We start from the raw sequence: 12,834 nt of genomic DNA, 5'->3' as shown, positions 1-12,834 counted from the left end.
GAGCCCAGCAGCCTAGCTGTGGAAGACCGTGTGCAGCTTCGGGTCGTTCAGCGCGTCTCGTCCGCCCAGATCATCGATCTCGAACAGCACCGAGGTGCCGGCAACCTCGTACCCGAGCTCGCGCATCAGCGAGTGGGCCGCCACCAGCGTTCCACCGGTCGCGAGCACATCGTCAATGAGCAGCACGCGAGAGCCGCGCGGGAAGTCGGCGTGGGCCTCAACTACCGCGACGCCATATTCAAGCGAGTAGTCGACCTTTGCGGCCGGGCGTGGCAGCTTTCCCGCTTTGCGGATCGGCATCAGGCCGGCCCCACTGGCGTAGGCAGCGGCGCTTGCGAACAGGAAGCCGCGGGCCTCAAGCCCAGCCACCACATCGAAGGTTCCCGCGAACGGAGCGATGAGCGCGTCAACGGTCGCACGGAAGGCGGGGCCGTCTGCAAGAAGCGGAGTGATGTCGCGGAACACGATCCCGGCAGCCGGGTGGTCCGGCACTTCGAGGATCAGGGACTCGGCGCGGGCGAGCTGCGCGGCGCCGTCGTTCATCGACCGGGTGGCAGCGGGCATTGTGGTGTTCTCAGGCACACAGACCAGGGTACCGTGCCGGGTCGCGTTCCTCCGCCGCAGGACTAGACACTCTCCGGCGCCTAGATCGGCGGAATCACGCGGCACACGCCCGGGATGCACGCCCGAGTTTTCATATCTTGAAAGCCTCGTGTAATGTTTTACGAGTTGGGTCACCAACGTGCGCCCCTAGCTCAGCTGGATAGAGCATCTGACTACGGATCAGAAGGTCGGGGGTTCGAATCCCTCGGGGCGCGCCAATCACCTGAAACCCCCGTCGCGAATGCGGCGGGGGTTTTCTCGTTTCTGAATCGTCTGCGGCCGCTCCCGCCGCCTCACTGAACCTTCACGCTTTACGCATAGGTTCAGATATCGTTGAGATGCATGGCCCTCCCGACTTCTGCTCGCACTACGATCAACGCGCGGGCGAGCGTGAGCCCATGCTGAAGCAGATGGCCCAGAACCCGAGCGCGGGAATTGCTGCCGGAACACTGGCCTCGCGCCTCCTTGGAGTGGCACGCAACATGCTCCTGGTGACAGCCATTGGGTCGACGGGCGTCTGGGCCAATAGCTTCGCCACCGCGAACCAGATCCCAAACTCGATCTACACCCTGATCGCGACCGGCGCGATTTCCTCAGTGCTGGTCCCACAAATTGCGAAGGCAATGGCATCGCGGGAACACGGGCAGCGATACGTGAACCGGCTCTTAACGCTCACCCTCGTGCTGGCGACCGTGGCCTGCGTTCTCACCCTGCTCCTCACGCCAGCGCTGATCGCCCTCCTCGGCAGCAGTTGGGACAGTCCCGGGCAGGTTCAGCTCGCGACGATCCTGGCCTACTGGCTTGTCCCGCAGGTCGTCTTCTTCACGATGTACTCCGCACTCGGAGAGGTCCTCAACTCTCAGTCGGTGTTCATGCCGTATGCCTGGGCACCAGTACTCAGCAATCTCATCGCGCTCGGCGGGATTGTTCTCTTTATCGTGGTCATCGGCACGGACCCAGACGGGCAACGAACCGCAGACCAGTGGGGCACGACGGAACAGCTCCTGATCGCGGGCTCCGCGACCGCAGGGGTCCTGGCCCAAGTGATCGTGCTCATGGCGTTCCTCCGGCGGGCGTCGATCCGATTCCGACTCGATTTCCGTTTTCGAGGGGTTGGCCTTGGGGTAACCGCGAAGCTCGCCGGGTGGACTCTCCTTTCCGTCGTTGTTGCACAGCTCGTGCTGATGCTCACAGTCGGAGCCATGAACCGCGCTGGCACGCACGACGCGGGAATCGCGGCCTGGAACGTGACGAGCTTGATCGTCGTGCTCCCACACTCAGTTCTCATCATGTCCGCCGTTACGAGCAAGTTCCCGCGCATGAGCATGCACGCTATCGAGGGCAAAAGCGCCGAACTCGCTGGCGAGATTGCGCGCCTCCTCCGCCGGTCGGGGACGGTAATCTTCTTCTTCACCGCGGTGATGATTCCGCTTGCGGCTCCGGCCATTCGTGTCGTGATGTTCGAGGCCAGCCAAGAAACCGTAGCAACGGTCTCCCCCGTTCTCGCGGCCGGGGCCCTCGGCTGCGTGGCGTTCAGTGGCCTCTACATTCTCAACCGCGGCTTTTACGCGCTCAGCAACACTCGAACGCCGGCGATCGTTCAGATATCTGAGGCTGCACTTGCGGCGGTCGGAATCGCCTTCTCCTTTTTCGTCGACCCGGCCCATGTGGCCTGGGCAATCACACTCTGGCTGTCGCTCCTACTCTGGGTCGAGGCCGCGGTGACCTATGCGCTCCTCAAGAAGCGACTCCCTGAGCTTGCGGGGCAGAGTATCGTCTCGGACGCGATCCGAACCTTTGCGAGCGCGGCGGTGGCTGGTGGAGTGGGCTGGATCACCTACCAGGGACTCGGGGGCGGATCCCCGGATGGCTTCATCCTGAGTAGCCCCCTCGCGGCGCTGGCTGGGTGCGTGGTCGTTGCGGCAGCCACCCTCGCCTTGTACGTGCCCTGCCTCGTCCTCCTCGGCCATTCTGACTTCCGTGCGTGGCGCCGGGGACCGCGACCCCCACGCCAGTAGCACTGTCTCAGAAACGCCTGCCGGAGCATCACGGCCTCCTGGACTGTCCGAATCGGTACCCGATCGGGAAGAATGCGTAGCTCAGCTCAGAAAACAGTACGGCGCTTGAGCGCGCCTCGAATCACTCGCGCAAGGGAGGCGCACAACTTGCGGCAATCAGTAGCGTGGCCTCGAACAACAGTCCAGCTCAACTGCTCACGCAGCAACATCAGCATGAAACCGCTCGCCGGGCCGAGCACACACGCATCATTCGGATTGGGGCAGTCGTGACACTCGTCGACACTGAAACCTACGAGTGGTTTGCCGACTGGATTCGAAGCGATGCCGGACTTCTGCCAGCGAAATACCCTCGCCGGCTCCTCGTTCCCCGCCCGGGCGCGATACCGCACGACGATCCCGAGATTCCTTTCGTTGACCCGCACCACGCTGATAATCCCCTCAGCGAAGCGCATATGGTCGCGCTTGACGACACACTCAGGGGCATGTGCGGGGCCGATCAGCCGTGCACGTTTGCCCGCTACGGCGGATTCTTGAGCGACGAGGGTGAAAAACTCGCGTGCGATCGAGGGCTCGCGCCCCTGTCCGCACGATTGAGGTACTTTGTTGGCGCAGCCGCTCTCGGCGAGTGCCTGTTCCTCGACTCGGTCGACGATGAGCTCGGCATCTTCGATCAGTCATTTCTCTGGGCGAACGACCGATCCTGGTTCGTGAGCTCAATGCCCGACCTCGCGTTCGCCGTGATCGGCTGCGGTGACGGCCTCGCCGATCGCCTCCTCAGCAGCGCAGCCTTGGGCGCGCACGAGGCCAGGCAGGAGAGCTGAGAAGCTCAGCCCTCGGACGAGGCGGCGCGCTTCGCGAAAAGCGCGTCGATTGAGAGGCGGCCCGGGCCTGTCAGTGCGAGAGCGATCGCAGCAGCGCCGAGTACGGCCACAAACTCGAACCCGCCGTTGTCCACCCAGAGCCCCGCCGACGCATGCACCATCACGAGGGCACCCACCATGTCGAGCGCGAGCAGCACGGCGACCACCCGCGTCAGAGCTCCGGCCGCCAATAGGACACCGCCGACGAGTTCGATCACCGCGATCGCGGGCGCGACAACCGCCGCGGCGGGGACGCCCATCCCGGAGAACGCCTCCGTTGTGCCCGCGAGCGTGAACTCGAACACTTTCTGGAAACCGTGAGCGGCAAACACCCCGCCAGCAACGATGCGAAGTACGAGGAGCCCCCAGGCCGACCGGGTGATGGACAGTGCAGCAGTAGTCATGTTCCCACTTTCGTTTAGTTGATGCGACAACCTTTGCACTCGAGCCTAGAGACTCCGCGAACGCGCTTCCGGAGACTTCGCGGATTCTCAGCCACCCCCAGGGTTTTCCGCAGTTCAGCGCGTATCGTGCGGGCCATGAGCTCCGCAACGACGCGTCATCGAGTCCTCATAATCGGCATGTGGACCTTCCTCAGCGCCGCGTTCATCGGCTGGGTAGTGTCGCTCGCGCTCGAAGCGCCGTGGGCCCCATGGTTCACCTTTGCGCTGTGGGGCACGATCGGGATCGGGCTTGTGGTGCGTACGGTGCGAGGCGCCACTCGCACGCAGGAACCGCTCGATGCCTTTCGCGAAGTGAACCAGGCCCTGCTTGGTCAGACCCACACTCCGCTGCTCGACGATCCCAATCCGAAGAGCGCGGAGATCGGCTCCCCGTTCCCGGAGTCGGACCGCAACTAGGAGAGTGGCCAGCGACGCAGCACAACCGCGTCCTTGCCGCCGCGCTTCGCCGCGTACATCGCCGCGTCGGCGGCCGCGAGCAACTCGGCCGCCGACGGCAGGGCAGCCGCCTCGCCGTCGCCCCGGAGCACCGGATTCCAGTGGATCACGCCAACGCTGGTCGACAGCGGCCAGCCCGCGGCCGCACCCTCGAGCGGCACGCGGATTGCTTCGCGCACGCGCCCGGCTAGCTCAGTCGCGTCCGACTCGGACAGCCCCGTCGCCACAACCACAAACTCGTCGCCACCCAGCCGACCGACGGTGTCCGTGCGACGTGAGTTCGCACGCAACCGCTCCGCGACCGCCTTCAGGACCTCATCGCCGGCGCCATGCCCCGCGCCGTCATTGATGGCTTTGAAGCCGTCGAGGTCGAGGAACAACACCGCGCAGCTCTCCCCTGAACGCACGGAGCCTGCGAGCGCGCGCTCAAGTCGCTCACTGAACAGCACCCGGTTCGGCAGACCGGTGAGCCCATCATGCAATGCGCGGTGACGAAGTTGGTCCTGGAGCTGGAGATGCTCAAGCACGCGCTCCGCCTGCGTGGCAATGGAGCGCAGCGTCTCAAGCTCGTAGGCATCAAGCGCTCGAGGCCGTCGAAACCAGCATCGGATCTCACCAAACACCGGTCGCTCGTCAGAGATCTCGCGCACGATGGGGGTGACGACGATCGCCTCGACCCCGTCGCCCGAAAGCCGTTCCGCTGCCTCCGGGTCGCACGCCGCGAGCTCATCCGGGTCATGACACACGAGCTGCTCGGCGCGCTCCGGGAGCGAGCGCCAATCCGCCTCGGCGGGCGGCGCCGAGCCCCAGCTCCGCAGGCCCGATCCCGATCCGCTGTCCTCGTAATCCAGCAGCGTCACCCTGGTCCAGGCCGCGTTCGTGGCGCGCGCGGCGGCCGCAACGAGCGCCGCGCCGAGGTCGTCAAGCCCGTCTGCGACAGCGAGCGCACTCGTAGCGCCGTGGAGAACGGAGAGTCGCTCGTGTGCGAGTTCAGCCTCGTGGCGAGCGGTGACGAGCTCACGCTCGAACGCGATCCGGGCGCTCGCGTCGAACGCGGCGATGTGCACCACGCGGGTACCCGATGGCGAGCTGCGCAGATCCGCGTTGCACAGGGTGGGTCGGGCGGTGCCGTCACTTGCGCGAAGCTCAAGCACGATCTCCCGCGCGCGGCCGGTCTCGAACAGTTGCGGGAGCACGCGCGTCTCATACAGCAGACGGGCCGCGGGTGTAAGCCACTCAACGAGGTTGCGGCCGACTAGGCGCTCGGGGCTCCCCGAGCCGTCGATCCACCGCTGCAGCGCGTGATTGTGGGCGAGCACTTCCCCGTTCGTGTCGACGGCGAGCAGCGCCACCGGGCTCTCCCACAGGAGATCCTGATCGAGCGTCACAGTGCCGCCCGAATGCGACCCATCACCAGCTCGGGCTCCGTCAGGTGCACGAAGTGACCCGCTGACTCGAGCTGCACGAGCTCGCTCTGCGGGATACGATCACGCAGGTACTCGCCGATGTGGGGCGGGCAAATGATGTCGCCGGCCGACTGCAAGATAACGCTCGGCGTTGGAATCTCGCGCAGCCGATTCCGCACATCGCTGAAGAACACCACACGGGCAAAGTGTTTAGCTACGCGCTGCGGCGTCGCAGTGAAGAGCTCACGCACCTGCGCAGTGACTTCGGGACGGTCCTCTCGCGCGGTGACCGCAGGTGCGAGCGCCGCAGCCCAACTCGGCTGGTTTGCATCGATCGCATCGATAAGCCCGAGCACGTCCTCGCGCGAAAAACCCCCCTCGTATCCGTCATCGTTCACGTAACGAGGCGACGGCGAGACCATGATGAGCCGCGCAAAGAGGTCGGGGCGTTCGATCGACGCCATGGCCCCGATCATCCCGCTCGCCGAGTGCGCGACGAGGATCGCGTCGCGTGCCCCCACCGCGTCAAGCACCTCAATGAGGTCGGCCGCGTAGCCGTCGTAAGAGTCGTAGCGTTGTTCGTCGTAGGCGTTGAGATCTGAGGCGCCGGATCCGACGTAGTCGAACAGCACGACCCGGTAGTCGGTGGTGAAGTGTGCGGCGATACCGGCCCAGGTGGATTGGTTCGTGCCGTACCCGTGGGCGAACACCATGACCGGCGCCCCCTCAGGCCCCTGCACCGTGACCGCATTCCGCCTGATCACTTCTTCGGCAGACGCGTCAACGCGCTCCGATACATCCATGGTCGCCTCCCCTTGCGTGCCCACTTCTCTTCTCGAGAGTATGTCACGACAGGGAAGGTACTCCCTCTTTCTCCTGAGAAATCTGGTGTTCGTTCTCCCTAATTTCCAGCTGGCGTGAAGCCCGCCGACCACGATTCGAACTCGGCCACCGGTCTTTCACCCAGCCCGCCACTGACTCCCAAGTGCGATCTCTAATGAAGATCATGTCCCCAAGGATCATCATGAGCGAGAACCAGGGAAGCGCGAGCAGGATCCCAATCGACGCATGCATGCCAGTCACGAGCACCAGCCCGAGGATGCGGGTCCACCGGTTCACGAGGAGTAGCGGGAAGAAGAGTTGGCCGTACACGCTGAGCCACGATGCAATGAACACGGCGGGGGTCACCTGCCACGCGAGGTGGTTCAGCCAGGGGAAGAGCGTCAGCTCTTCAAGTTGCAAGGGGTAGTAGGCGGCCACGCCGGATACCCACGTGGTCCCCTGCAATTTCCAAAGCGCACTGGTCACGTAGATGATGCACAGTTGGTACGCAATCAGAATGAGCGCCAGATTGTTCGCCAGCACCGGCACCCAGCGTGGAAGCCGCCACCGCCCCCATCCCAGTTGCGGGTCTGGGGCGCCCCGACGTACACGGCGCCGCGCGTCAAGCGACCATCGGTACGACGTATCAGCGAGGAGCAGGAATAGGAGAAAGATACGGAAGGTTTGGTAGTGCCCGGTATTGAGAATGACAGGATTCGTCGAGGCAAAACCGAGCCAGAGCACCACGAAGAGCGGCGACACGACACGCATGCGCCAGCCGAGCGCGTAGGCTACGGCGACTGCGCCGAGAATCAGGATCTTGATAAGCAGCACGGCGTCGGAATCGTCGCGCGCAAACAGCTGCGGAATCGGCCAGATGTAGTCGTTCACTGACGAGTTCCTGAAAAGAGCCTCGCCCCATCGCGAGCCCGCCCCGAACGAATATGAGAAGTTCGGCAGATACATCGCGAGGATCACTACCGTCATCGAACCAAACCCGATTCGCATAAGCGCGAGGCCGTAGGTAGCGTGACGAGCTTCCGTGAGCCACTGGAGCAGCCTGCCCCACGTTCGCGTCAGGAGGTTCTCACGCGGGCTGATATTCCGTACAGCCTTGCGGCTCAGCTCAGCGCTCATCGTGTGGCCTCCATCTGAGGTTCTGCTTGCTCAGCCCAAGCCCGGAAGGTGCGCGCGAACGCGTCTCGATCCTGAGCGGGCCATTCCATCGGGGGTACCCACCCAAGATCGGTGTAGCGAGATGGTGGACGCTCGGCGTTCGGGTCTTTTCGGTCGGCCCAGCGCACCACGGGATCATAGACGGCGCGAACCTGCACCCCCCGGATTGTGCCGGAATCCCCCCACATCGCATACGCAACTTGCGTCGCGTATGAGGTCACGTAGTTGTCAGCACGGATGAACTCGTCAACCGCGGCTTGATTCGAGCCATCAGCCGCAACCATGGCATCGCGGAGTCCATAAAGCGCATCGCCATCAAGATGGTTCTCCGCAGCAACACTCTTGTGATCCTCGCTCAGTTTCGAGAACGCCCCCATCAATCGTTCAGCGCCCACGATCGATAGCTGCTTGCGGAGTGTCTTTCGATACGTTGCTGCGAGCTCGACGTGAGTTGCGTTGATCCACTCAGTTGCCTCTTTTGCGCCGCTCTCGTCTTCGACCCAGGCGCGCACCCACAGTTGTCGATCAGTGTCCGCTGGGTCTGGGGCGAAAATCTTGTAGTCCTGAACGAGATGGGGCTTGGCGTAGCGGTCGGCTGCTGCGCCCGGAAGCACGTTGTACTTGATGTCTGAGTTTGGCGTGTTCACAACCGCGGTGAAAAACATGTGAACGACGAGAAGTACGAGCGCTACTGCGGCAGTGATTTGCACGGCACGGGACGCTCGAAACCTGCCTGCCTGTGCGGTCGCATCGCTCGCACTGGGATCTAACCGGTGATCTGCCATTGATCGCTCCCCATTTAGCTTTCACTCGCTTGTGCTCAGCATAGAGATCGGTGGCCTCCGCGGCTACTACTTGCGGAGACCACCGATTCTCACTACCCGTTGACTACTCGGAGCGGCGAACGACACCCGCGCGGCGGCGGCTAGCGATCAGCAGCCCGGCTCCCGCCGCAAGGCTGAGGATCGTCAGCAGAACCAGCGGCGCCGTCTCTGCGCCGGTGACGGCTAGTCCGCCACCCGCCTTACCGCCGGGGACCTTACCGGGCGGCGTGACCGCTCCGGTCACCGTCACCGAGGCTTCAGCAGATCGGCCGCTCTCCTGGCCGACCGCGGAGAAGCTCGCAGTGCCCGCGGACCAGTTCGCCGGAACCTTCCAGGTAGTGGTGAACGCGCCATTGGCATCTGCAGTAACGGTTGTTGTTCCTCCCGTGGGCAACGTGATCACTACCTTTTCCCCGGCAAGGAAGCCAGAGCCGGTCAGTGTCACTGTGTCACCCGGTGCGACCGAGCCAGGCGTCGCAGTAAGGGACGCGGTCTTCCCCCCAGGCGGGTTCCCTCCGGGATCCGTGCCGGGATCAACCCCTGGATCAGAGCCCGGGTCAGTACCCGGATCGATACCCGGGTCAGCACCAGGATCGGTACCCGGGTCAGCACCAGGATCGGTACCCGGGTCAGCACCAGGATCGGTACCTGGGTCAGTACCGGGATCCGTGTCCGGGTCTACCCCAGTGTCCGTACCCGGATCAGTGCCAGGGTCAGTACCGGGTTCCGCACCGGGATCGGTGGCCGGGTCCGTTCCCGGATCAGTGCCGGGATCAACCTTCGGCTCGGTGCCGGGGTCCGTTCCCGGATCGCTACCAGGGTCTGCACCGGGATCAGTACCAGGATCGGTGCCCGGGTCAGTACCAGGATCAGTTCCTGTGTCCGTGCTCGGATCCGTTCCCGGATCGGTACCAGGGTCAGTACCAGGATCGGTACCGGGGTCCGTTCCAGGATCAGCACCAGGGTCCGTACCGGGATCCGTTCCAGGATCAGCGCCCGGGTCCGTACCGGGATCAGCACCAGGGTCCGTACCGGGATCCGTTCCAGGATCAGCGCCCGGGTCCGTACCGGGATCCGTTCCCGGATCGGCGCCTGGGTCCGTGCCCGGGTCAACACCGGTATCTGTGCTCGGGTCCGTGCCCGGATCGGTGCCTGGGTCAGTACCGGGATCCGTTCCCGGATCGGTACCGGGGTCGGTGCCAGGATCAGTACCAGGATCTACACCGGGGTCCGTGCTCGGATCAGTACCAGGGTCCGTACCCGGATCAGCACCGGGATCGGTACCGGGGTCGGTGCCAGGATCAGTACCAGGGTCTGTACCCGGATCAGCACCAGGATCCGTACCGGGATCCGTGCCCGGGTCAACACCGGTATCTGTGCTCGGGTCCGTTCCAGGATCCGTGCCCGGATCAGTCCCAGGGTCAGTACCGGGATCCGTTCCCGGATCGGTCCCCGGGTCGGTGCCAGGATCAGTACCGGGGTCTACACCGGTGTCCGTGCTCGGGTCCGTTCCCGGATCAGTACCGGGATCCGTTCCCGGGTCAGCACCAGGGTCCGTTCCAGGATCGGTCCCCGGGTCGGTGCCGGGATCGGTGCCCGGGTCCGTACCGGGATCTACCGCTGGGTCGGTGCCCGGGTCCGTTCCAGGATCAGTGCCCGGGTCCGTACCCGGATCGGTACCGGGGTCGGTGCCAGGATCAGTACCGGGGTCAGCACCAGGGTCCGTACCCGGATCAGCACCGGGGTCTGTACCCGGATCAGCACCAGGATCCGTACCCGGATCAGCACCGGGGTCTGTACCCGGATCAGCACCAGGATCCGTACCCGGATCAGCACCGGGGTCTGTACCCGGATCAGCACCAGGATCCGTACCGGGATCCGTGCCCGGGTCAACACCGGTATCTGTGCTCGGGTCCGTTCCAGGATCCGTGCCCGGATCAGTCCCAGGGTCAGTACCGGGATCCGTTCCCGGATCGGTACCGGGGTCGGTACCGGGGTCTACACCGGTGTCCGTGCTCGGGTCCGTTCCAGGATCAGTACCGGGATCCGTACCCGGATCAGCACCAGGGTCCGTTCCAGGATCGGTCCCCGGGTCGGTGCCTGGGTCCGTACCGGGATCGGTCCCCGGGTCAACACCAGGATCGGTCCCCGGGTCAACACCAGGATCGGTGCCCGGATCCGCGCCTGGGTCAGTACCAGGATCAACGCTCGGATCAGTGCCGGGGTCCGTACCGGGATCAGCGCCCGGATCGGTACCGGGGTCTACCGCGGGATCGGTGCCCGGCTCCGTGCCGGGGTCATCCGCGAGCGCCTTCACCGACGCAGACCCGAGCTGAAGTGCCACGGCACCATTTGTCGCGACATTCGGGAGCAGACTCACATTGAGCGCTCGAACGGTGAAACTCCCCGTTCCGAGGTCGCCCGGTGAAACCTGCTGGTTGATGGTAATGCTCGCGAGGCCGCGGAGCACTGGCCCGACACCATTGGTGAGAAGTCCGCTCACGATCGGTGAGAGCCAGTTGAAGAGGGTGGGCTGCAGGTTGCCAAGCAAAGTATCGACCGTGCCCTTGAGTGCGACACCGATCGGAGCGACCGCGCCGTTCAAAAGGTTGATGACAGGCTGCAACACCGTTCCGACTGGGATGCCCGCAACGTTGATATTGCTGGTGTCGATCACCGGGGCAGGCTTGCCGGGGATACCGATAAAGCCGCCGATCGACCCCGCAATCGTCACGGGAGCCTTCACAAGTCGCACCGTGCCGAGCCCGAGGTTGACCCCAACATCAGCTTCGATACTTACGTTGACGGCGACGTCATAGATACCCGACGAGATGATGCTCACCGTCTTCGAAAGCAACGAGTTCGGGCCCGCGCCCGTGAGCGCGTCTGTCACACCGTCGAGGATCGCGTTCACCGTGGCGCCGTCAAGCACCTCGGTGTTTGCCGGAAGCGTACTCAAACTGGCCGCACCCGTTCGGTCAACGACGAGGCTTCCCAGGTTCACGCTGATCGTGCCCGTGCTGAGGTCAACGAGCACACTACCGTCGGTGTTTGAGAGGGGTTCCGCGAGGAGAGTCGTTCGCACCGTGTCCAGCAGTGGCTGGGTGTCAATTGATGCCGAGTTGAGCTGAGCATCAACAAGTGGCAGCGCGCCGATGCCCTGCACGAGTGTGGAGAGCACCGTTTCGATGCCACCCCCGGCGCCCAGAAGACCCTGGAGCGGCTGCAAGATCGTTCCCAGCTGCGTGTTGAGCTGCGTCACCAGCCCCCCGACGAGAGGGCTGTGCAGATCAACGTTCAGATCGCTCAGCATGTACTCGCTGGTGGTGGCACCCGCCGTGCTGTTCGCGCGCGAGCCCAGTGCCCCAATCTCGACAGCAGCCTCATCGACCAACGTGTTCACGAGGCTCGGATCAATGATTTGCGTCAGCAAAGAGTTGGCGTCGAGCCGAGCAGTTCCATACTGACCGCTGCTCGCCGCGTCGATGTTGAGTGAGCCATCAGAATTGATGAGGCCAGATGACGCGACGCTCGTGGTGACGTTCGGCGATGAACTGTAGCTTGAAATGGCGCCGAGATTGCCCAACCGAAGAAGACCGGGGTCAGTGTCGCTTGGCTTGATCACGGGCAAGCTCACGGTTCCCACCTGCAAGCTCGCGAGCCCACCAAGAACCGAGAGGTTCAACGGGTCGGCGGCCGGCGACGGATTACCCGGATACTCGGACTGCGTCGTGGCTGCGCCCACAACGTCCAAGCCGAGCCCCTCTGCCCACAGCCAATGGCCGTGCGCTGCCGAATCCGCCGAAACTGTTGGCGTATTTGCATATGCTGCCGGAGCCGCAATGAGCCCCGATGCCGCGACCACGACAGCTGCGGTGCCGAGGGCAAGACCTCGAAACCGGCTCCCTGGCGGGATCGCCTTGTGTTGATGTTGTCTCAAGATCCCTCACCTTTGCTCAGATTGCAGGAAAAGCTGCCGGAATGCCCCCACCGTGATTGGCATCAGTGCAGCCTGTTCGGAGCCTATGACTCGAAGGTGGCCCCCGCCTATCGATCTCCGACCCCACGAGAGGTCAAAGCACATGACCTGAGATGTTTGCGTCAACTACTGAGATATAGGAACGAAATACCTGCTCAGAGGCAATAAATCTTGCAAGCAAAAAGAATCCCACTTCCCACCAGAAGCTTGTTGACAGTAGGATTCCGAGCAGTACAGTCGGCTCAGT

Annotated in this window: 11 protein-coding genes and 1 tRNA gene; 4 read left to right on the top strand and 8 right to left on the bottom strand. The window is 63.9% G+C overall.

Translation table 11 applies throughout. The features are described from left to right. Nucleotides 1-12 precede the first annotated feature (12 nt). The gene (locus tag ACR81A_RS01215) at nucleotides 13-564 is read right to left on the bottom strand and encodes an adenine phosphoribosyltransferase (protein WP_440313118.1); all 552 of its coding nucleotides are present in this window, start codon (nucleotides 562-564) and stop codon (nucleotides 13-15) included. Nucleotides 565-744: 180 nt separating this feature from the next. On the opposite strand from ACR81A_RS01215, the gene ACR81A_RS01210 reads away from it, so the two are divergent. Continuing rightward, nucleotides 745-821 (top strand) — tRNA-Arg (locus ACR81A_RS01210). 180 nt (nucleotides 822-1,001) lie between these two features. Further along, nucleotides 1,002-2,621: a murein biosynthesis integral membrane protein MurJ gene (gene murJ / locus ACR81A_RS01205; protein ID WP_440312325.1), complete on the top strand. Its 1,620-nt coding sequence runs from the start codon at nucleotides 1,002-1,004 to the stop codon at nucleotides 2,619-2,621. Nucleotides 2,622-2,707: 86 nt separating this feature from the next. Here the strand turns inward: murJ and ACR81A_RS01200 are convergent, their stop codons facing one another. Continuing rightward, a complete protein-coding gene (locus tag ACR81A_RS01200) occupies nucleotides 2,708-3,073 on the bottom strand; it encodes a hypothetical protein (protein WP_440312324.1) in 366 nt (121 codons plus the stop codon). Between the two features lie 30 nt (nucleotides 3,074-3,103). On the opposite strand from ACR81A_RS01200, the gene ACR81A_RS01195 reads away from it, so the two are divergent. Next, the gene (locus ACR81A_RS01195; protein ID WP_440312323.1) at nucleotides 3,104-3,442 is read left to right on the top strand and encodes a hypothetical protein; all 339 of its coding nucleotides are present in this window, start codon (nucleotides 3,104-3,106) and stop codon (nucleotides 3,440-3,442) included. Nucleotides 3,443-3,447: 5 nt separating this feature from the next. Here the strand turns inward: ACR81A_RS01195 and ACR81A_RS01190 are convergent, their stop codons facing one another. Beyond that, entirely contained in the window at nucleotides 3,448-3,885 is a 438-nt protein-coding gene (locus ACR81A_RS01190) for a DoxX family protein (RefSeq protein WP_440312322.1), read from the bottom strand. Between the two features lie 135 nt (nucleotides 3,886-4,020). On the opposite strand from ACR81A_RS01190, the gene ACR81A_RS01185 reads away from it, so the two are divergent. Beyond that, nucleotides 4,021-4,341 (top strand): hypothetical protein, encoded by a 321-nt coding sequence (locus tag ACR81A_RS01185; RefSeq protein WP_440312321.1) that lies wholly within the window; start codon nucleotides 4,021-4,023, stop codon nucleotides 4,339-4,341. Here the strand turns inward: ACR81A_RS01185 and ACR81A_RS01180 are convergent. From ACR81A_RS01180 to ACR81A_RS01160, 5 genes are all read right to left on the bottom strand, one after another. Beyond that, nucleotides 4,338-5,768, bottom strand: coding sequence for a diguanylate cyclase domain-containing protein (locus ACR81A_RS01180; protein ID WP_440312320.1), 1,431 nt, complete (start codon nucleotides 5,766-5,768; stop codon nucleotides 4,338-4,340). The two genes, ACR81A_RS01185 and ACR81A_RS01180, sit on opposite strands and share 4 nt — an antisense overlap. After that, nucleotides 5,765-6,589, bottom strand: coding sequence for an alpha/beta fold hydrolase (locus ACR81A_RS01175; RefSeq protein WP_440312319.1), 825 nt, complete (start codon nucleotides 6,587-6,589; stop codon nucleotides 5,765-5,767). The genes ACR81A_RS01180 and ACR81A_RS01175 overlap by 4 nt, the downstream gene beginning before the upstream one ends. A 43-nt stretch (nucleotides 6,590-6,632) precedes the next feature. Further along, nucleotides 6,633-7,499, bottom strand: a complete 867-nt coding sequence (locus ACR81A_RS01170; RefSeq protein WP_440312318.1) for a hypothetical protein — start codon at nucleotides 7,497-7,499, stop codon at nucleotides 6,633-6,635. Nucleotides 7,500-7,741: 242 nt separating this feature from the next. Beyond that, complete coding sequence (locus tag ACR81A_RS01165; RefSeq protein ID WP_440312317.1) at nucleotides 7,742-8,569, bottom strand: DUF5819 family protein; 828 nt, start codon at nucleotides 8,567-8,569, stop codon at nucleotides 7,742-7,744. Nucleotides 8,570-8,672: 103 nt separating this feature from the next. Next, a complete protein-coding gene (locus tag ACR81A_RS01160; protein WP_440313117.1) occupies nucleotides 8,673-12,473 on the bottom strand; it encodes a choice-of-anchor G family protein in 3,801 nt (1,266 codons plus the stop codon). Nucleotides 12,474-12,834: the final 361 nt, after the last annotated feature.

Source organism: Leucobacter chromiireducens (genome assembly GCF_051993095.1).
Lineage (GTDB): Bacteria > Actinomycetota > Actinomycetes > Actinomycetales > Microbacteriaceae > Leucobacter > Leucobacter chromiireducens.
The sequence above is the reverse complement of the archived record's forward strand: the minus strand, read 5'-3'. Positions and strand labels throughout refer to the sequence as shown.